We start from the raw sequence: 24,397 nt of genomic DNA, 5'->3' as shown, positions 1-24,397 counted from the left end.
CGGCAGGAGCCGTGAGCGGAGTTCACAATGAGGAGTGATTAATGGCTCTCAATCTGTCCCAGAAGCAAGAAGTTGTCGCCGAGCTGGCAGACGTCGCCGCCAAGGCGCACTCCTTGATCGCCGCCGAGTACGCAGGCACCACGGTCTCCCAGATGACCGCGATGCGCAAGCAGGCGCGCGAGTCCGGCGTGTACCTGCGCGTGGTCAAGAACACCTTGGCCGCCCGTGCTGTCGAAGGTACCGAATACGAGTGCGCCAAGGACTCGCTGGTCGGACCGCTGCTGTACGCGTTCTCGACCGAGGAGCCCGGCGCTGCCGGTCGCCTGATCAAGGAATTCGCCAAGTCCAACGACAAGCTGCAGCCCAAGGTTGTGGCCGTGGGCGGCCAGCTGTATCCGGCCAGCCACGTCGACGTCCTGGCTTCGCTGCCGACCCGCGATCAGGCCCTGGCCATGCTGGCCCGCGTCCTGGCCGAACCCGTCACGATGTTCGCCCGCGCCATCAAGGCCGTGGCCGAGCAGCAGGGCGGTGGCGATGCAGCGCCGGCCGAGGCGGAAGCCCCGGCTGAAACGGCCTGATTCCCGTATCCCATTCCAGAAATTTGACCGAAGGTAAACACAATGTCCCTGTCCACCGAGCAGATCGTCGACGCCATCGCTGAAAAGACCCTCATGGAGATCATGGAGCTGGTCAAGGCGATCGAAGACAAGTTTGGCGTCTCCGCCGCCGCCCCGGTTGCCGTTGCCGCCGCCGCTGGCCCGGCCGCCGCCGTCGAAGAGCAGACCGAGTTCAACATCATCCTGAAGGACGCCGGCGCCAAGAAGGTCGACGTCATCAAGGCCGTCCGCGCCATCACCGGCCTGGGCCTGAAGGAAGCCAAGGACCTCACCGAGGCCGGCGGCGTCCTGAAGGAAGGCGTGTCGAAGGAAGATGCCGAGAAGATGAAGAAGGACCTCGAGGCCGCTGGCGCGACCGTCGAAGTGAAGTAATTGCAATTCGTCGCCTAGTTCCATCGGCGACACCCAAAGGCCGGGGGCGAAAGCCCCTGGCCTTCGGTCGTTGTTGAAAAAGCAGTCCGCAACACGTAAGTCGTAGCAAACAACGCCGTTCGTTGTCCGCCGCACCGCGGCGAGAAAATCCACGAGTTGGTAGTTGGAAGTAGCGGGAGATGGCGTGCTGGTGCCGGCAATACCAGCGACTTCCAACTGACAGTTCTTCCCATTCGAAAGAATGTTCCCCAGGGGTCGCGGACGCGTGGCCCCCCGATGCCAGAGGCAATGTCCCATGTCGACGACATACTCGTTCACTGAAAAGAAGCGCATCCGCAAGGACTTCGGCAAGCAGCGGTCGATCCTCGAGGTCCCGTTCCTGCTCGCCATCCAGGTCGATTCCTACCGCGAGTTCCTGCAGGAGCACGTTGACGCCGCCAAGCGCGAGGACCGTGGCCTGCACGCCGCGCTCAAGTCCGTGTTCCCGATCTCCAGCTACTCCGGCAACGCCGCGCTGGAATACGTCGGCTACAAGCTGGGCGAGCCGGCCTTCGACGAGCGCGAGTGCCGCCAGCGTGGCATGAGCTACGGCGCCCCGCTGCGCGTGACCGTGCGCCTGGTCATCTACGACCGCGAGTCCTCGACCAAGGCCATCAAGTACGTGAAGGAGCAGGAGGTCTATCTGGGCGAGATCCCGCTCATGACCGACAACGGCACCTTCATCGTCAACGGCACCGAGCGCGTCATCGTCTCCCAGCTGCACCGTTCGCCGGGCGTGTTCTTCGACCACGACCGTGGCAAGACCCACAGCTCGGGCAAGCTGCTTTACAGCGCCCGCATCATCCCTTACCGCGGCTCCTGGCTGGACTTCGAGTTCGATCCGAAGGACGCGCTGTTCACCCGTATCGACCGTCGCCGCAAGCTGCCGGTGTCGATCCTGCTGCGTGCGCTGGGCTACTCCAACGAGGAGATGCTCAACCACTTCTTCGAGATCAACACCTTCCACATCGACCCGAGCGAAGGCGTGCAGCTGGAGCTGGTGCCCGAGCGCCTGCGCGGCGAGACGCTGAACTTCGACCTGGCCGATGGCGACAAGGTCATCGTCGAGGCCGGCAAGCGCATCACCGCGCGCCACGTCAAGCAGCTGGAAGCCTCCGGCATCGCCGCGCTGGCCGTGCCCGATGAGTACCTGGTGGGCCGCATCCTCTCGCACGACGTGGTCGATGCCTCGACCGGCGAGCTGCTGGCCAACGCCAACGACGAGATCACCGACGACCAGCTGGCCGCGTTCCGCAAGGCCGGCGTCGAGGTGGTGGGCACGCTGTGGGTGAACGATCTGGATCGTGGCCCGTACCTGTCCAACACCCTGCGCATCGACCCGACCAAGACCCAGCTCGAGGCCCTGGTCGAGATCTACCGCATGATGCGTCCGGGCGAGCCGCCGACCAAGGACGCCGCGCAGAACCTGTTCCACAACCTGTTCTTCACCTTCGAGCGCTACGACCTGTCGGCCGTGGGCCGCATGAAGTTCAACCGCCGCGTGGGCCGCAAGGAAACCACCGGTGAGTCGGTGCTGTACGACCACAAGTACTTCAGCGTGCGCAACGACGAGGAATCCAAGCGCCTGGTCGCCACCAATGGCCAGAGCTCGGACATCCTGGACGTGATCTCGGTCTTGACCGAGATCCGCAACGGCCGCGGCGTGGTCGACGACATCGACCACCTGGGCAACCGTCGCGTGCGTTCGGTCGGCGAAATGGCCGAGAACGTGTTCCGCGTGGGCCTGGTCCGCGTCGAGCGCGCGGTCAAGGAGCGCCTGTCGATGGCCGAGTCCGAAGGCCTGACCCCGCAGGAGCTGATCAACGCCAAGCCGGTGGCCGCCGCGATCAAGGAGTTCTTCGGCTCCTCGCAGCTGTCCCAGTTCATGGACCAGAACAACCCGCTGTCGGAAGTCACGCACAAGCGTCGCGTCTCGGCCCTGGGCCCGGGCGGCCTGACCCGCGAGCGCGCCGGCTTCGAAGTGCGCGACGTGCACCCGACCCACTACGGCCGCGTCTGCACCATCGAGACGCCGGAAGGCCCGAACATCGGCCTGATCAACTCGCTGGCGGTGTATGCCCGCACCAACGCCTACGGCTTCCTCGAGACGCCGTACCGCAAGGTCGTGGACGGCCGCATCACCGACGAGATCGAGTACCTGTCGGCGATCGAGGAGAACGAGTACGTCATCGCCCAGGCCAACGCGCTCAGCGATGCCAAGAACCAGCTGACCGAGCAGTTCGTGCCGTGCCGCTACCAGGGCGAGTCGCTGCTCAAGCCGCCGTCGGACGTGGACTTCATGGACGTCTCGCCCATGCAGACCGTTTCCATCGCCGCGGCGCTGGTGCCGTTCCTGGAGCACGACGACGCCAACCGCGCGCTGATGGGCGCCAACATGCAGCGCCAGGCCGTGCCGACGCTGCGTGCGCAGAAGCCGCTGGTCGGCACCGGCATCGAGCGCGCCGTGGCGCGTGACTCGGGCGTGACGGTCAATGCCCGTCGCGGCGGTGAAGTGGTGCAGATCGACGCGGCCCGCATCGTGGTCAAGATCAACGAGGACGAGATCTCCGGCGAGCACGATGCCGGCGTGGATATCTACAACCTGATCAAGTACACCCGCTCCAACCAGAACACCTGCATCAACCAGCGTCCGCTGGTGAACGTGGGCGACGTGGTGGCGCGCGGCGACGTGCTGGCCGACGGTCCGTCCACCGACATCGGCGAACTGGCCCTGGGCCAGAACATGCTGATCGCGTTCATGCCGTGGAACGGCTACAACTTCGAAGACTCCATCCTGCTCTCCGAGCGCGTGGTGGAAGAGGATCGCTACACCACGATCCACATCGAGGAACTGACCGTCCAGGCGCGCGACACCAAGCTGGGGCCGGAGGAAATCTCGGCCGACATCCCCAACGTCTCGGAGAGCGCGCTGAACCGCCTCGACGAGTCCGGCGTGGTGTACATCGGCGCCGAAGTGCGCGCCGGCGACATCCTGGTGGGCAAGGTCACGCCGAAGGGCGAGAGCCAGCTGACCCCGGAAGAGAAGCTGCTGCGCGCGATCTTCGGCGAGAAGGCCTCGGACGTGAAGGACAGCTCGCTGCGCGTGCCCCCGGGCATGGACGGCGTGGTCATCGACGTGCAGGTGTTCACCCGCGACGGCATCGAGAAGGACAAGCGCGCGCGCCAGATCGAGGATTCCGAGATCAAGCGCGTCAAGAAGGACTTCGACGACCAGTTCCGCATCCTGGAGAACGCGATCTTCGCCCGCCTGCGCTCGCAGCTGGTCGGCAAGGTGGCCAACGGCGGTGCCGGCCTGAAGAAGGGCGACACCATCACCGACGCCTACCTGGACGGCCTGAAGAAGGCCGACTGGTTCGCCATCCGCATGAAGGATGACGACGCGGCCGACGCCATCGAGCGTGCGCAGAAGCAGGTCCAGGCGCACGAGAAGGAGTTCGAGCGTCGCTTCGCCGACAAGCGCGGCAAGATCACCCAGGGCGACGATCTCGCGCCGGGCGTGCTGAAGATGGTCAAGGTGTTCCTGGCCGTGAAGCGCCGCATCCAGCCGGGCGACAAGATGGCCGGCCGTCACGGCAACAAGGGCGTGGTCTCCAACGTGGTGCCGGTCGAGGACATGCCGTACATGGCCAATGGCCAGACCGTGGACATCGTGCTGAATCCGCTGGGCGTGCCTTCGCGCATGAACATCGGCCAGATCCTCGAGGTGCACCTGGGCTGGGCCGCCAAGGGCCTGGGCAAGCGCATCCAGACGATGCTGGAGCAGCAGCGTGCGGTCAGCGAGCTGCGCGCGTTCCTGGCCAAGGTCTACAACCACGACAAGGCCCTGGCCGGTGATCGTGTGGACCTGGACCAGTTCAGCGATGAGGAGCTGATCGGCCTGGCGCAGAACCTCACCGACGGCGTGCCGATGGCCACCCCGGTGTTCGACGGCGCCCACGAGGACGAGCTGCGCGAGATGCTCAACCTGGCCTATCCGGACGGCGATGCGGAAACCGAACTGCTCGGCTTCAACGCCAGCAAGACGCAGATGCAGCTGTACGACGGCCGCACCGGCGAGGCGTTCGATCGCAAGACCACGGTCGGCTACATGCACTACCTGAAGCTGAACCACCTGGTCGACGACAAGATGCACGCGCGTTCCACCGGCCCGTACTCGCTGGTCACCCAGCAGCCGCTGGGCGGCAAGGCGCAGTTCGGCGGCCAGCGCTTCGGCGAAATGGAAGTCTGGGCGCTGGAAGCCTACGGCGCGGCGCACACCCTGCAGGAAATGCTGACCGTCAAGTCCGACGACGTGCAGGGCCGCAACCAGATGTACAAGAACATCGTCGATGGCGAACACGAGATGGTCGCGGGCATGCCGGAGTCCTTCAACGTCTTGGTGAAGGAAATCCGCTCGCTGGCCATCAACATGGAGCTGGAAGACAACTGAGGAGGCGGGAATGGGGAATCGGGAATAGGGAATGGTCAAAGCCGGCGCGCAGGCGCCGCCGACCATCCCCAGTCACCCGATTCCCCGCTTCTGACGATTCCCCATTCTCAATTCCCGATTCCCGGAGAAGAACATGAAAGACCTGCTCAACCTCTTCAACCAGCAGCGCCAGACCCTGGACTTCGACGCGATCAAGATCGCGCTGGCCTCGCCGGATCTGATCCGCTCGTGGTCCTTCGGCGAAGTGAAGAAGCCGGAAACCATCAACTACCGTACCTTCAAGCCCGAGCGTGACGGCCTGTTCTGCGCCGCCATCTTCGGACCGATCAAGGACTACGAGTGCCTGTGCGGCAAGTACAAGCGCATGAAGCACCGCGGCGTGGTCTGCGAGAAGTGCGGCACCGAGGTGACCCTGGCCAAGGTGCGCCGCGAGCGCATGGGCCACATCGACCTGGCCTCGCCGGTCGCGCACATCTGGTTCCTCAAGTCGCTGCCCTCGCGCATCGGCCTGATGCTGGACATGACCCTGCGCGACATCGAGCGCGTGCTGTACTTCGAAGCCTACGTGGTGACCGAGCCGGGCCTGACCCCGCTGGAAAGCCGCCAGCTGCTGACCGAAGAGCAGTACCTGACCGCGCGCCAGGAGCACGGCGACGACTTCGACGCCGCCATGGGCGCCGAGGCCGTGTTCGAACTGCTGCGCCACATCGACCTGCAGGCCGAGATGGTCAAGCTGCGCGAGGAGATCGCCAGCACCGGTTCGGAGACCAAGCTCAAGCGTCTGACCAAGCGCATCAAGCTGGTCGAGGCCTTCCTGGAGTCCGGCAACCGTCCGGAGTGGATGGTCATGACCGTGCTGCCGGTGCTGCCCCCGGATCTGCGCCCGCTGGTGCCGCTGGACGGTGGCCGCTTCGCGACCTCCGACCTCAACGACCTGTACCGCCGCGTCATCAACCGCAACAACCGTCTGCGCCGCCTGCTGGAGCTCAACGCCCCGGACATCATCGTGCGCAACGAAAAGCGCATGCTGCAAGAATCGGTCGACGCGCTGATGGACAACGGCCGTCGCGGTCGCGCCATCACCGGCACCAACAAGCGTCCGCTGAAGTCGCTGGCCGACATGATCAAGGGCAAGCAGGGCCGGTTCCGCCAGAACCTGCTCGGCAAGCGCGTGGACTACTCGGGCCGTTCGGTCATCGTGGTCGGTCCGTACCTCAAGCTGCACCAGTGCGGCCTGCCCAAGAAGATGGCGCTGGAGCTGTTCAAGCCGTTCGTGTTCGCCAAGCTGCAGCGTCGCGGTCTGGCCACCACGATCAAGGCCGCTAAGAAGCTGGTCGAGCGCGAGGAAGGCGAGGTCTGGGACATCCTGGAAGAAGTCATCCGCGAGCACCCGGTGCTGCTGAACCGCGCCCCGACCCTGCACCGCCTGGGCATCCAGGCGTTCGAACCGGTGCTGATCGAGGGCAAGGCCATCCAGCTGCACCCGCTGGTCTGCACCGCGTTCAACGCCGACTTCGACGGTGACCAGATGGCCGTGCACGTGCCGCTCTCGCTGGAAGCCCAGCTGGAAGCGCGCGCGCTGATGATGTCGTCCAACAACATCCTCTCGCCGGCCAACGGCGAGCCGATCATCGTGCCCTCGCAGGACGTGGTGCTGGGTCTGTACTACATGACCCGCGCCCTGGAGAACAAGGCGGGCGAGGGCATGGCCTTCGCCAACATCGCCGAGGTCAAGCGCGCCTACGACAACCGCGTGGTCGAACTGCACGCCAAGGTCAAGGTGCGCATCACCGAGACGGTGATCGCCGAGGACGGCAGCCGCGAGAAGAAGACCTCGATCGTGGACACCACGGTCGGGCGCGCGCTGCTGGCCGAGATCCTGCCCGACGGCCTGCCGTTCGCGCTGGCCAATACCGACCTGACCAAGAAGAACATCTCGCGTCTGATCAACTCCAGCTACCGCCAGCTGGGTCTGAAGGACACGGTCGTGTTCGCCGACAAGCTGATGTACACCGGCTTCGCCTACGCCACCCGCGCGGGCGTGTCGATCGGCATCGACGACATGGTCATCCCGGACGAGAAGAAGGGCATCCTGGGCGAGGCCGAGCAGGAAGTGCTCGAGATCCAGGAGCAGTACCAGTCCGGTCTGGTCACCGCCGGCGAGCGCTACAACAAGGTCGTGGACATCTGGTCGCGCACCAACGAGCGCATCGCCAAGGCGATGATGGACACCATCGGTACCGACAAGGTGCTCAACGCCAAGGGCGAGACCATCAACGAGAAGTCGATGAACTCGCTGTACATCATGGCCGACTCCGGCGCGCGTGGTAGCCAGGCGCAGATCCGTCAGCTGGCCGGCATGCGCGGCCTGATGGCGCGTCCCGATGGCTCGATCATCGAGACGCCCATCAAGGCGAACTTCCGCGAAGGCCTGAACGTGCAGGAGTACTTCAACTCCACCCACGGCGCCCGTAAGGGTCTGGCCGATACCGCGCTGAAGACCGCCAACTCCGGTTACCTGACCCGTCGCCTGGTCGACGTGGCGCAGGACGTGGTGATCACCGAGGTCGACTGTGGCACCACCGACGGCCTGACCATGACCCCGATCGTGGAAGGCGGCGACGTGGTCGAGCCGCTGAAGGACCGCGTGCTGGGCCGCATCGTGGCCGAGGACGTGTTCCTGCCGGGCAACGACGAGGATCCGATCGTCACCCGCAACACGCTGCTCGACGAAGCCTGGGTGCAGAAGCTCGAAGACGCCAGCGTGCAGTCCCTGAAGGTCCGCTCGACCATCACCTGCACCTCGGATTTCGGCGTGTGCGCCCTGTGCTATGGCCGCGATCTGGCCCGTGGCCACACCGTCAACATCGGCGAAGCGGTCGGCGTCATCGCCGCCCAGTCGATCGGCGAGCCCGGCACGCAGCTGACTATGCGCACGTTCCACATCGGTGGTGCCGCTTCGCGTGCCGCCGCGGTGGACAACATCACGGTCAAGACCACCGGCTCGGTGAAGTTCAACAACCTCAAGTCGGTCGAGCATGCCAACGGCTCGCTGGTGGCGGTGTCGCGTTCGGGCGAGCTGTCGGTGCTGGACGCCCACGGCCGCGAGCGCGAGCGCTACAAGCTGCCCTATGGCGCCACCATCACCGTCAAGGACGGCGATGCGGTCAAGGCCGGCCAGACCGTGGCCAACTGGGATCCGCATAACCACCCGATCGTGTCGGAAGTGGCCGGTTTCGTGCGCTTCGTGGACTTCGTCGACGGCATCACCGTCATCGAGAAGACCGACGAACTGACCGGCCTGGCCTCGCGCGAGATCACCGATCCCAAGCGTCGCGGCTCGCAGGGCAAGGACCTGCGTCCGCTGGTGCGCATCGTCGACAAGGACGGCAAGGATCTGTCGATCCCGGGCACCGACATGCCGGCCCAGTACCTGCTGCCGCCGCGTTCGGTGGTCAACCTGCAGGACGGCGCCGCCGTCGGCGTGGGCGACGTGGTCACCAAGGTGCCGCAGGAAGCGTCCAAGACCCGCGACATCACCGGTGGTCTGCCGCGCGTGGCCGACCTGTTCGAGGCGCGCAAGCCGAAGGATCCTGCGATCCTGGCCGAGCGTTCGGGCGTGATCAGCTTCGGCAAGGACACCAAGGGCAAGCAGCGCCTGATCATCAAGGACACCGACGGCAACGAGCACGAGGAGCTGATTCCCAAGTTCCGCCAGATCATCGTGTTCGAAGGCGAGCACGTGGCCAAGGGCGAGACCATCGTGGACGGCGAGCCGAGCCCGCAGGACATCCTGCGCCTGCTGGGTGTCGAGCCGCTGGCCGCGTACCTGGTCAAGGAGATCCAGGACGTCTACCGCCTGCAGGGCGTGAAGATCAACGACAAGCACATCGAGGTGATCACCCGCCAGATGCTGCGCAAGGTGGAGATCACCGATGCGGGCAACAGCAAGTTCCTGGCCGGCGAGCAGGTCGAGAAGCAGCGCATGATCGAGGAGAACGCCAGGCTGGTGGCCCGCAACGAGCTGCCGGCGCAGTACGAGCCGGTCCTGCTGGGCATCACCAAGGCCTCGCTGGCGACCGAGTCGTTCATCTCCGCGGCCTCCTTCCAGGAGACCACCCGCGTGCTGACCGAGGCGGCCGTGCGCGGCACCCGCGACAGCCTGCGCGGTCTGAAGGAGAACGTGATCGTCGGCCGTCTGATCCCGGCCGGTACCGGTCTGACCTACCACAGTCAGCGCCGTCGCAACGCCTCGGGCCTGACCGAGTCGGAGATGGCCGCCCTGTCCGGGCCGGTGACCGCCGAGGCCGTGGCCGAAGGTGGCGAGGCCGAGTCGGAAAGCAGCACCGAGCAGTAAGCCAGCAAGACGGGCCGGCCCCAGGCGGGGCCGGCCTGACCAAGCGGAAGGGGGCGCAGGATGTGCCCCGTATCCCGGCCCGGGACCGGCCAGACGGTGGTGAGGATTTCGTCGGTTGACGACAAATTCCGCTGCCAGCTATACTCTCCTGTCTCGGCAGGCCGCATCTACGGCCTGCCGTCGTTTTCACGCAAAAGGCCCGGCGTCACGGCCTTCATCCAAAGAATCCAAAGATGGCAACGATCAACCAGCTGGTCCGCAAGCCGCGGCAGGCGACGACCTACAAGAGCGCCTCGCCGGCACTCGACAACTGTCCGCAGCGCCGCGGCGTCTGCACGCGCGTCTACACCACCACGCCCAAGAAGCCGAACTCGGCGCTGCGCAAGGTGGCCAAGGTGCGCCTGACCAACCAGGAAGAAGTCATCAGCTACATCGGTGGCGAAGGGCATAACCTGCAGGAGCACTCGGTGGTGCTGATCCGCGGCGGTCGCGTCAAGGACCTGCCGGGCGTGCGTTACCACACCGTGCGCGGTTCGCTCGACGCCGCCGGCGTTGCCAAGCGCCGCCAAGCCCGTTCCAAGTACGGCGCCAAGCGTCCGAAGAGCTAAGGGAATAAGACATGTCTCGTAAAGGTTCCGCGCCGCAGCGCACCGTTCTGCCCGATCCCAAGCACGGCAGCCACACCATCGCCCGCTTCATCAACATGGTGATGCTGAGCGGCAAGAAGTCCGTCGCCGAGAAGATCGTCTACGGCGCGATGGACGTCATCGGCGAAAAGAATCCCAACGCCCTCGAGCTGGTCGAGAAGGCGCTGGACAACGTCGCGCCGGCCGTCGAGGTCAAGTCGCGCCGCGTCGGTGGTGCCACCTATCAGGTGCCGGTCGAAGTGCGCGCCTCGCGCCGCCTGGCCCTGGCCATGCGCTGGCTGATCGAGTCGGCCCGCAAGCGCGGTGAGAACACCATGCCGCGCAAGCTGGCCGCCGAACTGATCGACGCCTCGGAAAACCGTGGCGGCGCCATCAAGAAGCGTGAAGAAACCCACCGCATGGCCGAAGCCAACAAGGCGTTCGCGCACTATCGCTGGTAAGGCAGTACCGGGGGCCTTGAATCTTCGGGCCCCAGGCGCCACCTAGGCGCCACACAACGCGCTGATCATCGCGCACGACAGCGAAAGCCGCCCCCGGGCGGCATTCGGTCTTTAGGACCTGTGTGATCATCGCCCCCGTTCGCGCCCATGGCGCGACGTTCTTTTCATCAAAAAGAGAGACTCCTCGTGGCTCGCACCACTCCCATCGAGCGTTACCGCAACTTCGGCATCATGGCCCACATCGACGCGGGCAAGACCACCACGTCGGAGCGCATCCTGTTCTACACCGGTGTCAGCCACAAGATCGGTGAGGTGCACGATGGCGCCGCCACGATGGACTGGATGGAGCAGGAGCAGGAGCGCGGCATCACCATCACGTCCGCCGCCACCACGGCGTTCTGGACGGGTATGGACAAGTCCATGCCACAGCACCGCTTCAACATCATCGACACCCCCGGCCACGTCGACTTCACCATCGAAGTCGAGCGTTCGCTGCGCGTGCTCGACGGCGCCGTGTTCGTGCTGTGCGCCGTCGGTGGCGTGCAGCCGCAGTCCGAGACCGTGTGGCGTCAGGCCAACAAGTACGCCGTGCCGCGTCTGGCGTTCGTCAATAAGATGGACCGCACCGGCGCCAACTTCGACAAGGTCGTGGACCAGCTCAAGGCCCGCCTGGGCGCGTACGCCGTGCCGATGCAGGTGCCGATCGGCGCCGAGGACGGCTTCGAGGGCGTGATCGACCTGGTCAAGATGAAGGCGATCCACTGGGATACCGCTTCGCAGGGCACCGTGTTCGAGTACCGCGACATCCCCGCCGAGCTGCAGTCCAAGGCCGACGAGGCCCGCAGCTTCATGGTCGAGGCCGCGGCCGAGGCCAGCGAAGAGCTGATGGACAAGTACCTGGGCGGCGGCGACCTGTCCGAGGCCGAGATCCTGAGCGGTCTGCGCGAGCGCACCCTGCGCGTGGAGATCGTGCCGGTCTACTGCGGCACTGCCTTCAAGAACAAGGGCGTGCAGGCCATGCTCGACGGCGTGATCCAGCTGCTGCCGTCGCCGGTGGATCGTCCGCCGGTGCAGGGCATCGACGAGAACGAGCAGGAAGACAGCCGCAAGGCGGGCGACAACGAGCCCTTCTCGGCGCTGGCGTTCAAGATCATGACCGACCCGTTCGTGGGCTCGCTGACCTTCTTCCGCGTCTACTCGGGCGTGCTCAACTCCGGCGACCAGGTCTACAACCCGGTCAAGTCGAAGAAGGAGCGCGTGGGCCGCATCCTGCAGATGCACTCCAACAACCGCGAAGAGATCAAGGAAGTGCGCGCGGGCGACATCGCCGCGGCGGTGGGTCTGAAGGACGTCACCACCGGCGACACGCTGTGCGCGCAGGACAAGATCATCACCCTGGAGCGCATGACGTTCCCGGAGCCGGTGATCTCGATGGCGGTCGAGCCGAAGACCAAGTCCGACCAGGAGAAGATGGGCCTGGCGCTGGGTCGCCTGGCGCAGGAAGATCCCTCGTTCCGCGTGCGGACCGACGAGGAATCCGGTCAGACCATCATCGCCGGCATGGGCGAGCTGCACCTGGAAATCATCGTCGACCGCATGAAGCGCGAGTTCAACGTTGAAGCCAACGTCGGCAAGCCGCAGGTGGCCTACCGCGAGACGATCCGCAAGGGCGTCAAGCAGGACGGCAAGTTCGTGCGCCAGTCGGGCGGTCGCGGCCAGTACGGCCACATCGTGATCGAGATGGAGCCGGCCGAGCGTGGCGCGGGCTTCAGCTACGAGAGCGCGATCGTCGGCGGTGTGGTGCCGAAGGAATACGTCGCCGCCGCGGGCAAGGGCATCGAAGAGGCCATGCGCAATGGTCCGCTGGCCGGCTTCCCGGTGGTGGACGTCGCGGTCAAGGCCGTCGACGGTTCGTTCCACGACGTGGACTCCAACGAAATGGCGTTCAAGGTCGCAGGCTCGATGGCGTTCAAGGAAGCCTTCTCCAAGGCCTCGCCGGTCCTGCTCGAGCCGATGATGAAGGTCGAGATCGTCACGCCCGAGGATTACCTGGGTGACGTGATGGGCGACGTGAGCCGTCGTCGCGGCATCCTGCAAGGCCAGGACGAAAGCCCGTCGGGCAAGGTCATCAACGCCATGGTGCCGCTGGGCGAGATGTTCGGCTACGCCACCACGCTGCGCTCGATGTCGCAGGGTCGCGCGACCTTCTCGATGGAGTTCGACCACTATGCCGAAGCGCCGGCCAACATCGCCGAAGCGGTCACCAAGAAGTAATCGACCGCTTCGCACCGCATTCCAACTGACACAACTTTTGAAGGATTACGACAATGGCAAAGGGTAAGTTCGAGCGCACCAAGCCGCACGTGAACGTGGGCACGATTGGTCACGTTGACCATGGCAAGACGACGCTGACGGCGGCGCTGACCAAGGTGGGCGCGGAGCGTTTCGGCGGCGAGTTCAAGGCCTACGACGCGATCGACGCGGCGCCGGAAGAGAAGGCGCGCGGCATCACGATCTCCACGGCGCACGTGGAATACGAATCGCCGAGCCGCCACTACGCGCACGTGGACTGCCCGGGCCACGCCGACTACGTGAAGAACATGATCACCGGCGCCGCCCAGATGGACGGTGCGATTCTGGTGTGCTCGGCCGCTGACGGCCCGATGCCGCAGACCCGCGAGCACATCTTGCTCTCGCGCCAGGTGGGCGTGCCGTACATCGTCGTGTTCCTGAACAAGGCCGACATGGTGGACGACGCCGAGCTGCTGGAGCTGGTGGAGATGGAAGTCCGCGAGCTGCTGAGCAAGTACGAGTTCCCGGGCGACGACACCCCGATCATCCACGGTTCGGCCCGTCTGGCGCTGGAAGGCGACCAGTCGGAGATCGGCGTGCCGGCGATCCTGAAGCTGGTCGAGGCGCTGGACACCTGGATCCCGACCCCGGAGCGTGACGTCGACAAGGCGTTCCTGATGCCGGTGGAAGACGTGTTCTCGATCTCGGGCCGCGGCACCGTGGTGACCGGCCGTATCGAGCGCGGCGTGATCAAGGTGGGCGAGGAAATCGAGATCGTCGGTATCCGCCCGACCCAGAAGACGACCGTGACCGGCGTGGAAATGTTCCGCAAGCTGCTGGACCAGGGCCAGGCGGGCGACAACGCGGGTCTGCTGCTGCGCGGCACCAAGCGTGACGACGTGGAGCGCGGCCAGGTGCTGGCCAAGCCGGGTTCGATCACCCCGCACACCGAGTTCGAGGCCGAGGTATACGTGCTGTCCAAGGACGAGGGTGGCCGTCACACGCCGTTCTTCAAGGGCTACCGTCCGCAGTTCTACTTCCGCACCACCGACATCACCGGTGCGATCGAGCTGCCGGAAGGCACCGAGATGGTGATGCCGGGCGACAACGTGAAGATGAAGGTCACGCTGATCAACCCGGTGGCGATGGACGAAGGCCTGCGCTTTGCGATCCGCGAGGGCGGCCGTACCGTCGGCGCCGGCGTGGTGGCCAAGATCCTCAAGTGACGTGACGGCGCGCTCGCGCGTCAGCGCGAGCGCCTTTGCCGGAACGTCATCCCCGCGAAAGCGGGGATCCGCCGCTCCGATGAAGTACACTTCGCGCCCCGGCCAGCCCGGGACCAAGTAATAAGGCAACACCGCAATACCCGCCGGCCCCTCCCTGGGAGGTGTGGCCGGCCTACCGCGAAAAGAGGTGCAGGAAGCGCCTCGTGTTCGCCAGATAAGGATGTTGAACGTGTGAACCGGTGGCGCGAAAAGGCGACTTTTCGCGTCGCGATGCGTCCGGGTTGTTGACGGGCGTAGTTGACGCGTTCTATACTCTTTCGTCTGGGCAGGCCGTTCATCGGTCTGCCTTGTTTTTCAGGAAGATTCCCGGGCCCTCTCGGCCCCGGCGCGTCCCTCGGCAAGGGGTGACTCAAGGCGCAGGGACTTCGAGAAAAAAGCTTGTGGACCATTACCGGGGCAAGGCATCCCAGAGGCCGCGCCCGTCGCTCTTTCAACACAGGAAACCGTCATGGCGGACCAGAAGATCCGTATCAGGCTCAAGGCCTACGATCATCGCCTGATCGATCGCTCGGCGAGCGAGATCGTCGAAACGGCCAAGCGGACCGGCGCGCAGGTGCGCGGCCCGATCCCGCTGCCGACCAAGATTGAACGCTACACCATCCTGGTGTCGCCGCACGCCGACAAGGATGCGCGCGACCAGTACGAGACCCGTACGCACAAGCGCGTGCTGGACATCGTCGATCCCAACGACAAGACCGTCGACGCGCTGATGAAGCTCGAGCTGGCGGCTGGCGTTGACGTCCAGATCAAGCTGACCTAAAGGCACCGACCATGACTGCGAAGAAATATTCGTTGGGCATCGTTGGCCGCAAGGCCGGCATGACCCGGGTGTTCACCGAAGATGGCAAGTCCATTCCGGTCACCCTGATCGAAGCCACCCCGAACCGCATCACCCAGATCAAGACCTCCGAGACCGACGGCTACAGCGCCGTGCAGGTCGCCGTGGGTTCGCGCCGCGCTGCGTTGATCACCAAGCCGGTCGCCGGTCACCTGGCCAAGGCCAAGGTCGAAGCCGGTCGCGGCCTGTGGGAGCTGCGCGTGGAAGCCGACAAGATCGGCGACTTCAGCGTCGGCGGCGAGATCAAGGCCGACATCTTTGAAGTGGGCCAGAAGGTCGACGTCCAGGGCGTGACCAAGGGCAAGGGCTTCCAGGGCACGATCAAGCGCTGGAACTTCCGCATGGGCGACGCCACCCACGGTAACTCGCTGTCGCATCGCGCGCCGGGTTCGCTGGGCCAGCGTCAGACCCCCGGCCGTGTGTTCCCGGGCAAGAAGATGTCCGGCCACATGGGCGCCGCGCAGCAGAGCACGCAGAACCTGGAAGTCGTCCGCGTGGACGCCGAGCGCGGCTTGATCGCCGTTCGCGGCGCCGTGCCGGGTGCGCCGGGTGGCGACGTGATCGTGCGTCCGGCGAGCAAGGCATAAGGAGAACCAACATGGAACTCGCCATTAACGGCAGCGCCAACAAACTGTCGGTCTCCGACGAAGTGTTCGGTCGCGAATTCAGTCAGGACCTGGTGCACCAGGTCGTCGTCGCCTACCGCAACGCCGGTCGTGCGGGCACCAAGGCCCAGAAGACCCGTGCGGAAGTCAACGGCACCACCAAGAAGTCGAAGAAGCAGAAGGGCGGCGGCGCGCGTCATGGCGCCCTGACTGCCCCGATCTTCGTCGGCGGCGGCGTGACCTTCGCGGCCAAGCCGCGTAGCTTCGACCAGAAGGTCAACCGCAAGATGTACCGCGCCGCGATGAAGGCCATCCTGAGCGAGCTGGCTCGTCAGGACCGCCTGGCCGTCGTCGACGCCTTCAACATCGATGCCTCCAGCACCAAGGGCCTGGTCTCCAAGCTCAAGGAACTGAACGTCGGCAAGCGTCCGCTGATCGTCACCGAGGATGCTTCGGAGCACCTGTATCTGTCCGCTCGCAACCTTCCCTACGTGGAAGTGCGCGACGTCCAGGCGCTGGATCCGGCGTCGCTGGTCGGTGCCGACACTGTCGTGATCACCGCCGATGCGGTGAAGAAGATCGAGGAGTGGCTGGCATGATCAGCAACGAGAAAATCTTCAGCGTGCTGCGCGCCCCGCGCGTGTCCGAAAAGACTGCACGTCTGCAGGAAGTAAGCAATCAGTACGTCTTCGAAGTCTCGAACGACGCCACCAAGGCCGATGTCAAGGCCGCGGTCGAGCAGCTGTTCGACGTCAAGGTCGAGGCCGTCAACGTGGTGAACGTCAAGGGCAAGAACAAGTCCTTCCGTAACCGCGGTGGCCGTCGCGGCGACTGGCGCAAGGCGTATGTGCGTCTGGCCGACGGCCAGGCCATCGACGTGTCGGCCACGGCCTGAGGTAGACCCACATGCCATTGATGAAATTCAAACCCACTTCCGCCGGCCGCCGTTCGGCCGTGCGCGTGGTGACGCCCGACCTGCACAAGGGTGCTCCGCACGCTCCGCTCCTGGAGAAGCAGAGCAAGTCCGGCGGTCGCAACCACCACGGTCGCATCACCACCCGTCATATCGGTGGTGGTCACAAGCAGCACTACCGTGTCATCGACTTCAAGCGCGACAAGGTCGGCATCCCGGCCCGTGTCGAGCGCATCGAGTACGACCCGAACCGCACCGCGCACATCGCGCTGCTGTGCTACGTCGACGGTGAGCGCCGCTACATCATCGCGCCCAAGGGCCTGAAGGCCGGCGACCAGGTGATCGCGGGCCGCGACGCCCCGATCCGCACCGGCAACACCCTGCCGCTGCTGAACATCCCGGTCGGCACCACGGTGCACTGCATCGAGCTGAAGGTCGGCAAGGGCGCCCAGATCGCCCGTGCCGCCGGCGCCTCGGTCCAGCTGGTTGCGCGCGAGCAGGGCTTCGCCACGCTGCGCCTGCGTTCGGGCGAAATGCGCAAGGTTCCGGCCGAGTGCTGCGCCACCATCGGCGAAGTCGGCAACGACGAGCACAGCCTCGAGAAGCTGGGCAAGGCCGGTGCCAAGCGTTGGCGCGGCGTGCGTCCGACCGTTCGCGGTGCGGCCATGAACCCGGTCGACCACCCGCACGGTGGTGGTGAGGCCAAGGCTGGCCAGGGCAACCCGCATCCGGTCACCCCGTGGGGCGTGCCGACCAAGGGTTACAAGACGCGCCATAACAAGCGCACGCAGCAATTCATCGTCCGCGATCGTAGGGGCTAATCGACCATGGCACGTTCACTCAAGAAAGGCCCGTTCGTCGATCACCACCTGGTCAAGAAGGTGGAGGCTGCGGCCGGTAGCAAGCGCCCGATCAAGACCTGGTCGCGTCGCTCCATGATCCTGCCGGAGATGGTGGGTTTCACCATCGCCGTGCACAACGGCAAGAACCACGTTCCGGTGCTGGTCAACGAGAACATGGTCGGCCACAAGCTCGGCGAGTTTGCCGTCACCCGGACCTTCAAGGGTCACGGTGGCGACAAGAAAGCCGGCGGCAAGAAGTAAGGAGAGATGACAATGGAAGCGAAAGCCATCCTGCGCACCGCGCGCATCTCCCCGCAGAAGGCCCGCCTGGTCGCCGACCAGGTGCGTGGTCTGTCGGCCGAGCGCGCCGTCAACCTGCTGAAGTTCTCGGACAAGAAGGCCGCCCACCTGATCAAGAAGGTGGTGGAGTCGGCGATCGCCAACGCCGAGAACAACCAGGGCGCCGACGTCGACGAGCTGAAGGTCCAGACCATCATGGTCGACGAGGGCCCGACGCTGAAGCGTTTCATGGCCCGCGCCAAGGGCCGCGGCACGCGCATCCTCAAGCGCACCAGCCATATCACCGTGGTGGTTGGCGAAGGCAAGGGCAAATAAGACTATGGGCCATAAAGTACATCCGACCGGTATTCGCCTGGGCATCGCCAAGGACTGGAATTCCAAGTGGTACGCCAACAAGCGCGAGTACGCCAGCTACCTGGCCGCTGACCTCAAGGTCCGCGAGATGCTCCGCAAGAAGCTGGCCCAGGCCGGGATCAGCAAGATCCTGATCGAGCGTCCGGCCAAGACCGCCCGCGTGACGATCCACACCGCCCGCCCGGGCGTGGTGATCGGCAAGCGCGGTGAGGACATCGAGAAGCTGCGCAAGGAAGTGAGCGATCTGATGGGCGTCCCGGCGCACATCAACGTCACCGAAGTGCGCAAGCCCGAGCTGGACGCCCAGCTGGTCGCCGAGTCCATCGCCCAGCAGCTGGAGCGCCGCATCATGTTCCGCCGTGCGATGAAGCGCGCGGTCGGCAACGCGATTCGCCTGGGTGCTCTGGGCATCAAGGTGAACGTCGCCGGCCGTCTGAACGGCGCCGAGATCGCCCGTTCCGAGTGGTACCGCGAAGGCCGTGTGCCGCTGCACACCCTGCGCGCCGACATCGACTATGGCTTTGCCGAGGCGAAGACCACCTACGGCATCATCGGCATCAAGGTGTGGGTCTACAAGGGCGAAGTGTTCGACTTCAGCCAGGTGGGTCAGGAGAAGCAGGACGACGCGCGCCCCGAGCGCAGCGAACGTCCGTCGCGCCCGTCCCGCGATCGTGATGCGAGGTAACGGCAATGTTGCAACCCAAGCGAACCAAATACCGCAAGATGCACAAGGGCCGTAACGAAGGCCTGAGCTGGAGCGGAAATCTCGTCTCGTTCGGCGAGTACGGCCTGAAGGCCACCGCGCACGGTCAGCTGACCGCGCGCCAGATCGAGGCCGCGCGCCGTTCCATCAGCCGCTACGTCAAGCGCGGCGGGAAGATGTGGATCCGCGTGTTCCCCGACAAGCCCATCACCAAGAAGCCGATCGAGGTCCGCATGGGCTCCGGTAAGGGCAACGTGGAGTACTGGGTGGCCCAGATCCAGCCGGGCCGCATGATCTATGAAATCGAGGGCGTGGACGAGGCAACGGCACGCGAGGCGTTCCGCCTGGCCGCCGCCAAGCTCTCGGTCACCACCACTTTCGTGACCCGGACGGTGCGCTAATGGCTATCAAGGAACTCCGCGAGAAGTCTGCCGACGAGCTGAACGCCCATCTGGGCGAGCTGCGCAAGGAGCAGTTCTCCCTGCGCATGCAGAAGGCGACCGGCCAGCTGCCGAAGACCCACGAAACCCGCCGGGTCCGCCGCGAGATTGCTCGCGTCAAGACCCTGCTCGGCAGCAAGAAGTAAGGACCGCCGACATGAGTGATAACGAACAGAAAACGCAGCGCACGATCGAAGGTCGTGTCGTCAGCAACAAGATGGACAAGACGGTCACCATTCTGGTCGAGCGTCAGGTCAAGCACGCGCTGTACGGCAAGTACATCAAGCGCTCGACCAAGCTGCACGCCCACGACGCCGACAACGCCTGCAACGAAGGCGACCTGGTCCGCGTGGTGGAAATCGCGCCGCTGTCCAAGACCAAGAACTGGCGCGTGGTCGAGATCGTCGCCCGCGCGGCCGAATAAGAGGAGTCCTGAATCATGATCCAGATGCAGAGCTATCTCGATGCGGCCGACAACTCCGGTGCCAAGGAGCTGATGTGCATCAAGGTGCTGGGCGGCTCCAAGCGCCGTTACGCCGGCATCGGCGACATCATCAAGGTGACCGTCAAGGACGCGATCCCGCGTGGCAAGGTCAAGAAGGGCGAGGTCTATGACGCCGTGGTCGTGCGTACCCGCAAGGGTGTGCGTCGCGCCGACGGTTCGCTGATCCGCTTCGACGGCAACGCCGCCGTCCTGCTGAACAACAAGCAGGAGCCGATCGGCACCCGTATCTTCGGACCGGTGACCCGCGAACTGCGCTCCGAGAAGTTCATGAAGATCGTCTCGCTCGCACCCGAAGTGCTGTGAGCGGAGGAAATCACAATGGCTAACCGTATCAAGAAGGGCGACCAGGTGGTCGTCATCACCGGCAAGGACAAGGGCAAGCAGGGCGATGTGCTGCGCGTGGATGGCGACCGTGTGGTCGTGTCCAACGTGAACATCGTCAAGCGCCACACCAAGCCGAACCCGCAGGCGGGTGTCGCCGGCGGCGTCGTCGAGCGCGAAGCCTCGATCCATATCTCCAACGTCGCCTTGTTCAATGCCGCTTCCGGCAAGGGCGAGCGCGTTGGCTTCAAGGTGCTGGAGGATGGACGCAAACTGCGTGTGTTCCGCTCCAGCGGTGAGGCGCTCGACGCCTGAGGAATGAGGTCATGACCACTCGTCTCGAAAAAATCTACAAGGAAGAGGTCGTCCCGGCCTTGACCAAGAAGTTCGGCTACTCCAACCCGATGGAGGTCCCCAGGCTCACCAAGATCACCATCAACATGGGTGTGGGTGAGGCTGCGACCAACAAGAAGATCCTGGAGAACGCCGTCGCCGACCTGGCCAAGATCTCCGGCCAGAAGCCGGTCACGACGAAGTCGCGCGTCTCGGTCGCGTCCTTCAAGATCCGTGACGGCTGGCCGATCGGCTGCAAGGTGACCCTGCGTCGCGCCCACATGTACGAATTCCTGGACCGCCTGATCAGCATCTCGCTGCCGCGCGTGCGCGACTTCCGTGGCGTGTCCGGCCGGTCGTTCGACGGCCGCGGCAACTACAACATGGGCGTGAAGGAACAGATCATCTTCCCGGAAATCGACTTCGACCAGGTCGACGCGGTCCGCGGCATGGATATCGCCATCACCACCACCGCCAAGACCGACGCCGAAGCCAAGGCGCTGCTCGAAGCGTTCAAGTTCCCGTTCCGCAACTAAGTCGAGGACTACGACATGGCAAAGACCTCCATGGTCAACCGCGACCTGAAGCGGGCGAAGCTGGCCAAGAAGTACGCGGCCAAGCGCGAAGCACTCAAGAAGATCATCTCCAGCCAGGACGCGTCCTACGACGAGAAGATCGAGGCCTCGACCAAGCTGCAGAAGCTGCCGCGCGACTCCTCGCCCAGCCGCTTCCGCACCCGTTGCGAGCTGTCCGGCCGTCCGCGCGCCGTGTACAGCAAGTTCGGCCTGGCCCGCAACAAGCTGCGCGAAGCCACCATGCGTGGCGACGTACCCGGCCTGCGCAAGGCCAGCTGGTAACACAGCTAGGGAGTGGTGTAGAATCCGCTCCCCGGAATTTCACCACCTAGAGCCTGGCGGCCCGATGGGCGCCAGGCTTTGGTGCTAGAGATCTTCCGCGCAAGGGCGCAGGCCTCAAGGCCCGCGCCACCCACAACACGAGATTTTCGCGAAAGCGGATATCGGTGCTACTCATAGGAATCGCACATGAGCATGACTGATCCCATCGCCGACATGCTGGTCCGCATCAAGAATGCGGCCGCCGTCGGCAAGCAGACGGTGAAGATGCCGTCGTCCAACATCAAGGTCGCCATCGCCGGCGTCCTGAAGTCCGAGGGCTACATCGCCGATTCTCGCGTCACCAAGACCGAGAACAACAAGGCCGAGCTCGAGGTCGTCCTGAAGTACTTCGAAGGCAAGCCGGTCATCGACACGCTCAAGCGTGTGTCGCGCTCGGGTCTGCGCCAGTACCGCGGCAAGGACGAACTCCCCAAGGTCCTCAACGGCCTGGGCGTTGCCATCATCTCCACGTCGAAGGGCATCATGACCGACGCGCAGGCCCGTGCGGCCGGCGTGGGTGGTGAAGTCCTGTGCTTCGTGGCCTAAGGGAAGGAGTTCTTACATGTCCCGCGTCGCCAAGAAGCCGATTGCCCTGCCCAAGGGCACCGAACTGAACAACGCCAACGGCACCGTGACCGTCAAGGGCCCCAAGGGCACTCTGACGATCGCCCAGCCCGAGGGCGTGAACATCGCCGTCGAGAACGGCACCGTGAGCCTGTCGCCGTCCTCGCTGGACCACGACGCCATCACCGGCACCATCCGCGCGATCCTGGCCAACATGGTCAAGGGCGTGTCCGATGGCTTCGAGCGCAAGCTCGAGCTGGTCGGCGTGGGTTACCGCGCCGCGATGTCCGGCAAGGACCTGAACCTGTCGCTGGGTTTCTCCCACCCGATCCTGTTCAAGGCCCCGGAAGGCATCACGCTGGCCGCCCCGACCCAGACCGAGATCCTGGTGCAGGGCGCCGACAAGCAGCGCGTCGGTGAAGTCGCCGCCAAGATCCGCGGATTCCGTCCGCCGGAGCCCTACAAGGGCAAGGGCGTGAAGTACTCCGACGAAACCATCATCCGCAAGGAAGCCAAGAAGGCTTAACGGCAGTCGGGAGGCGAGCGCACACCGCCGCTGCTTCCCCACTGGCTCAACGCCGATCCGCTTCCACGAGGTCACTGAACATGAGCATCAAGAACACCGCCCGCCTGCGCCGCGCCAAGTCGACCCGCGCCCACATCCGCAACCTGGGTGTGCCGCGCCTGAGCGTCCTGCGCACCGGCCAGCACCTGTACGCGCAGATCTTCACTGCCGACGGCTCCAAGGTGCTGGCTTCGGCCAACACCCTGCAGGCCGACGTCAAGGAAGGCCTGAAGAACGGCAAGAACAGCGACGCCGCCGCCAAGGTCGGCAAGCTGATCGCCGAGCGCGCCAAGGCCGCTGGCGTCGAGAAGGTCGCTTTCGACCGCTCGGGCTACCGCTACCACGGCCGCGTCAAGGCGCTGGCCGATGCCGCGCGCGAAGGCGGCCTGCAGTTCTAAGCTTGAACCGCGCGGGGTCCATCCCCACGCAACCTCTGCCGGCGCGGATTGCGCCGGGCGCCGCGGCTCTTCTGCAGCCGCGTCACGCTCCACCGCGGTAGACCACAACCATAAGCGGCCAAGCCGTACAGACCCTCTCAACAGGAATCAACAACATGGCAGAAGAACAACGCTCGCGCGGGCGCGATCGCAACCGCGAAGAGAAAGTCGACGATGGCATGATCGAGAAGCTGATCGCGGTCAACCGCGTCAGCAAGACGGTCAAGGGTGGTCGCCAGTTCACCTTCACCGCGCTGACGGTGGTGGGCGACGGCAACGGTCGCATCGGTTTCGGCTACGGCAAGGCCCGCGAAGTCCCGGTGGCGATTCAGAAGTCGATGGAGTACGCACGCAAGGGCATGCTCAACGTCGATCTGAACAACGGCACCCTGTGGCACCCGGTCAAGGCCGGCCACGGCGCGGCCCGCGTGTTCATGCAGCCGGCCTCGGAAGGTACCGGTGTCATCGCCGGTGGCGCCATGCGCGCCGTGCTGGAAGCGGTGGGCGTGAAGAACGTGCTGGCCAAGGCGGTCGGTTCGCGTAACCCGATCAACCTGGTGCGCGCCACGCTGCGCGGCCTGGAAGACATGCAGTCGCCGGCCCGCATCGCGGCCAAGCGCGGCAAGTCGGTGGAGGAACTCACCCATGGCTAATGAGTCCAACAAGACCGTCAAGGTGCGCCTGGTGCGCGGCCTGCGTGGTTCCCAGTCGCGTCACCGCCTGTCGGTGAAGGCGCTGGGCCTGAACAAGCTCAACGATGTGCGTGAACTCAAAGACAGCCCGCAGGTACGCGGTCTGATCGCCAAGGTTCACTACCTCGTCCGCGTCGAGGAGTAATCAACATGCGTCTCAACACTCTGTCGCCTGCAGAAGGCGCCCGCACCGAGCGCAAGCGCGTCGGTCGCGGCATCGGTTCGGGCCTGGGCAAGACCGCCGGCCGCGGCCACAAGGGTTCGTTCGCCCGCGCCGGTAAGGGCAAGATCAAGGCGAAGTTCGAAGGCGGCCAGATGCCGCTGATCAAGCGTCTGCCGAAGGTCGGCTTCCGCTCCAAGCTGAAGAAGGACACCGCCGAGGTGCTGTCCTATCAGCTGGATCGTCTGGAAGCCGGCGAGATCGACTTCGCGGCCCTGCGCGCTGCCAAGCTGGTGCCCAGCACCGCCAAGCGCGCCAAGATCGTGAAGAAGGGCGAGTTGACCAAGGCGTTCACGCTCAAGGGCGTGCAGGCCACGGCGGGCGCGAAGGCCGCCATCGAAGCTGCCGGCGGCAGCATCCAGGAGTAAG

At 65.0% G+C, this 24,397-nt stretch carries 29 protein-coding genes; all 29 read left to right on the top strand.

Going from position 1 to position 24,397, the window contains the following annotated elements; translation table 11 throughout:
- The first annotated feature begins 41 nt into the window (after positions 1–41).
- The 29 genes from rplJ to rplO all read left to right on the top strand — a co-directional run bounded on the left by rplJ (position 42) and on the right by rplO (position 24,396).
- Positions 42–578, top strand: coding sequence for a 50S ribosomal protein L10 (gene rplJ, locus EAT51_RS00785; RefSeq protein ID WP_130515950.1), 537 nt, complete (start codon positions 42–44; stop codon positions 576–578).
- A gap of 42 nt (positions 579–620) precedes the next feature.
- Positions 621–989 carry a 50S ribosomal protein L7/L12 gene (rplL, locus tag EAT51_RS00780; protein ID WP_130515951.1) on the top strand — a complete coding sequence of 123 codons (369 nt, stop codon included), beginning with the start codon at positions 621–623 and terminating at the stop codon, positions 987–989.
- A gap of 295 nt (positions 990–1,284) precedes the next feature.
- Positions 1,285–5,478: a DNA-directed RNA polymerase subunit beta gene (gene rpoB / locus EAT51_RS00775; RefSeq protein ID WP_130515953.1), complete on the top strand. Its 4,194-nt coding sequence runs from the start codon at positions 1,285–1,287 to the stop codon at positions 5,476–5,478.
- Positions 5,479–5,611: 133 nt separating this feature from the next.
- Positions 5,612–9,835 carry a DNA-directed RNA polymerase subunit beta' gene (gene rpoC / locus EAT51_RS00770; protein ID WP_130515956.1) on the top strand — a complete coding sequence of 1,408 codons (4,224 nt, stop codon included), beginning with the start codon at positions 5,612–5,614 and terminating at the stop codon, positions 9,833–9,835.
- Between the two features lie 233 nt (positions 9,836–10,068).
- A complete protein-coding gene (gene rpsL, locus EAT51_RS00765; protein WP_130515957.1) occupies positions 10,069–10,443 on the top strand; it encodes a 30S ribosomal protein S12 in 375 nt (124 codons plus the stop codon).
- An 11-nt stretch (positions 10,444–10,454) separates the two neighbouring features.
- On the top strand, positions 10,455–10,922 hold the full coding sequence (rpsG, locus tag EAT51_RS00760; protein WP_130515959.1) for a 30S ribosomal protein S7: 468 nt from the start codon (positions 10,455–10,457) through the stop codon (positions 10,920–10,922).
- 186 nt (positions 10,923–11,108) lie between these two features.
- A complete protein-coding gene (fusA, locus tag EAT51_RS00755) occupies positions 11,109–13,196 on the top strand; it encodes an elongation factor G (RefSeq protein ID WP_130515961.1) in 2,088 nt (695 codons plus the stop codon).
- Between the two features lie 53 nt (positions 13,197–13,249).
- Positions 13,250–14,440, top strand: coding sequence for an elongation factor Tu (tuf, locus tag EAT51_RS00750; protein ID WP_130515963.1), 1,191 nt, complete (start codon positions 13,250–13,252; stop codon positions 14,438–14,440).
- Positions 14,441–14,948: 508 nt separating this feature from the next.
- Positions 14,949–15,260, top strand: coding sequence for a 30S ribosomal protein S10 (gene rpsJ / locus EAT51_RS00745; RefSeq protein WP_014161383.1), 312 nt, complete (start codon positions 14,949–14,951; stop codon positions 15,258–15,260).
- An 11-nt stretch (positions 15,261–15,271) separates the two neighbouring features.
- Positions 15,272–15,925, top strand: a complete 654-nt coding sequence (rplC, locus tag EAT51_RS00740; protein ID WP_130515965.1) for a 50S ribosomal protein L3 — start codon at positions 15,272–15,274, stop codon at positions 15,923–15,925.
- 11 nt (positions 15,926–15,936) lie between these two features.
- Positions 15,937–16,542 (top strand): 50S ribosomal protein L4, encoded by a 606-nt coding sequence (rplD, locus tag EAT51_RS00735; RefSeq protein WP_130515967.1) that lies wholly within the window; start codon positions 15,937–15,939, stop codon positions 16,540–16,542.
- Positions 16,539–16,838, top strand: coding sequence for a 50S ribosomal protein L23 (rplW, locus tag EAT51_RS00730; RefSeq protein WP_130515969.1), 300 nt, complete (start codon positions 16,539–16,541; stop codon positions 16,836–16,838). Before rplD ends, rplW begins: the two co-directional genes overlap by 4 nt.
- 11 nt (positions 16,839–16,849) lie before the next feature.
- Positions 16,850–17,677 carry a 50S ribosomal protein L2 gene (gene rplB / locus EAT51_RS00725; RefSeq protein WP_130515971.1) on the top strand — a complete coding sequence of 276 codons (828 nt, stop codon included), beginning with the start codon at positions 16,850–16,852 and terminating at the stop codon, positions 17,675–17,677.
- Between the two features lie 6 nt (positions 17,678–17,683).
- Positions 17,684–17,959: a 30S ribosomal protein S19 gene (gene rpsS, locus EAT51_RS00720; protein ID WP_130515973.1), complete on the top strand. Its 276-nt coding sequence runs from the start codon at positions 17,684–17,686 to the stop codon at positions 17,957–17,959.
- A 12-nt stretch (positions 17,960–17,971) separates the two neighbouring features.
- Positions 17,972–18,313, top strand: a complete 342-nt coding sequence (gene rplV, locus EAT51_RS00715; protein ID WP_130515975.1) for a 50S ribosomal protein L22 — start codon at positions 17,972–17,974, stop codon at positions 18,311–18,313.
- A gap of 4 nt (positions 18,314–18,317) precedes the next feature.
- Positions 18,318–19,037, top strand: a complete 720-nt coding sequence (gene rpsC / locus EAT51_RS00710) for a 30S ribosomal protein S3 (protein ID WP_130515977.1) — start codon at positions 18,318–18,320, stop codon at positions 19,035–19,037.
- 5 nt (positions 19,038–19,042) lie between these two features.
- Positions 19,043–19,456 (top strand): 50S ribosomal protein L16, encoded by a 414-nt coding sequence (gene rplP / locus EAT51_RS00705; protein ID WP_130515980.1) that lies wholly within the window; start codon positions 19,043–19,045, stop codon positions 19,454–19,456.
- Positions 19,456–19,641: a 50S ribosomal protein L29 gene (rpmC, locus tag EAT51_RS00700; RefSeq protein ID WP_093135061.1), complete on the top strand. Its 186-nt coding sequence runs from the start codon at positions 19,456–19,458 to the stop codon at positions 19,639–19,641. The genes rplP and rpmC overlap by 1 nt, the downstream gene beginning before the upstream one ends.
- 11 nt (positions 19,642–19,652) lie before the next feature.
- Positions 19,653–19,919 (top strand): 30S ribosomal protein S17, encoded by a 267-nt coding sequence (gene rpsQ, locus EAT51_RS00695; RefSeq protein ID WP_130515982.1) that lies wholly within the window; start codon positions 19,653–19,655, stop codon positions 19,917–19,919.
- Between the two features lie 15 nt (positions 19,920–19,934).
- Entirely contained in the window at positions 19,935–20,303 is a 369-nt protein-coding gene (gene rplN / locus EAT51_RS00690; protein ID WP_014161372.1) for a 50S ribosomal protein L14, read from the top strand.
- A 15-nt stretch (positions 20,304–20,318) separates the two neighbouring features.
- Complete coding sequence (gene rplX, locus EAT51_RS00685; RefSeq protein WP_130515984.1) at positions 20,319–20,636, top strand: 50S ribosomal protein L24; 318 nt, start codon at positions 20,319–20,321, stop codon at positions 20,634–20,636.
- An 11-nt stretch (positions 20,637–20,647) separates the two neighbouring features.
- Positions 20,648–21,190, top strand: coding sequence for a 50S ribosomal protein L5 (rplE, locus tag EAT51_RS00680; protein WP_130515986.1), 543 nt, complete (start codon positions 20,648–20,650; stop codon positions 21,188–21,190).
- A gap of 15 nt (positions 21,191–21,205) precedes the next feature.
- A complete protein-coding gene (gene rpsN, locus EAT51_RS00675) occupies positions 21,206–21,511 on the top strand; it encodes a 30S ribosomal protein S14 (protein WP_130515988.1) in 306 nt (101 codons plus the stop codon).
- Positions 21,512–21,697: 186 nt separating this feature from the next.
- Positions 21,698–22,096, top strand: a complete 399-nt coding sequence (rpsH, locus tag EAT51_RS00670; RefSeq protein WP_130515990.1) for a 30S ribosomal protein S8 — start codon at positions 21,698–21,700, stop codon at positions 22,094–22,096.
- A 16-nt stretch (positions 22,097–22,112) separates the two neighbouring features.
- Positions 22,113–22,640: a 50S ribosomal protein L6 gene (rplF, locus tag EAT51_RS00665; protein ID WP_130515992.1), complete on the top strand. Its 528-nt coding sequence runs from the start codon at positions 22,113–22,115 to the stop codon at positions 22,638–22,640.
- A gap of 80 nt (positions 22,641–22,720) precedes the next feature.
- On the top strand, positions 22,721–23,077 hold the full coding sequence (rplR, locus tag EAT51_RS00660; RefSeq protein ID WP_130515994.1) for a 50S ribosomal protein L18: 357 nt from the start codon (positions 22,721–22,723) through the stop codon (positions 23,075–23,077).
- Positions 23,078–23,232: 155 nt separating this feature from the next.
- The gene (rpsE, locus tag EAT51_RS00655) at positions 23,233–23,769 is read left to right on the top strand and encodes a 30S ribosomal protein S5 (RefSeq protein ID WP_130515996.1); all 537 of its coding nucleotides are present in this window, start codon (positions 23,233–23,235) and stop codon (positions 23,767–23,769) included.
- Positions 23,762–23,953 (top strand): 50S ribosomal protein L30, encoded by a 192-nt coding sequence (rpmD, locus tag EAT51_RS00650; protein ID WP_014161364.1) that lies wholly within the window; start codon positions 23,762–23,764, stop codon positions 23,951–23,953. The genes rpsE and rpmD overlap by 8 nt, the downstream gene beginning before the upstream one ends.
- A complete protein-coding gene (rplO, locus tag EAT51_RS00645; protein WP_165394587.1) occupies positions 23,953–24,396 on the top strand; it encodes a 50S ribosomal protein L15 in 444 nt (147 codons plus the stop codon). The genes rpmD and rplO overlap by 1 nt, the downstream gene beginning before the upstream one ends.
- Position 24,397 lies beyond the last annotated feature (1 nt).

The organism is Pseudoxanthomonas winnipegensis (assembly GCF_004283755.1).
Classification (GTDB): domain Bacteria; phylum Pseudomonadota; class Gammaproteobacteria; order Xanthomonadales; family Xanthomonadaceae; genus Pseudoxanthomonas_A; species Pseudoxanthomonas_A winnipegensis.
The sequence above is the reverse complement of the archived record's forward strand: the minus strand, read 5'-3'. Positions and strand labels throughout refer to the sequence as shown.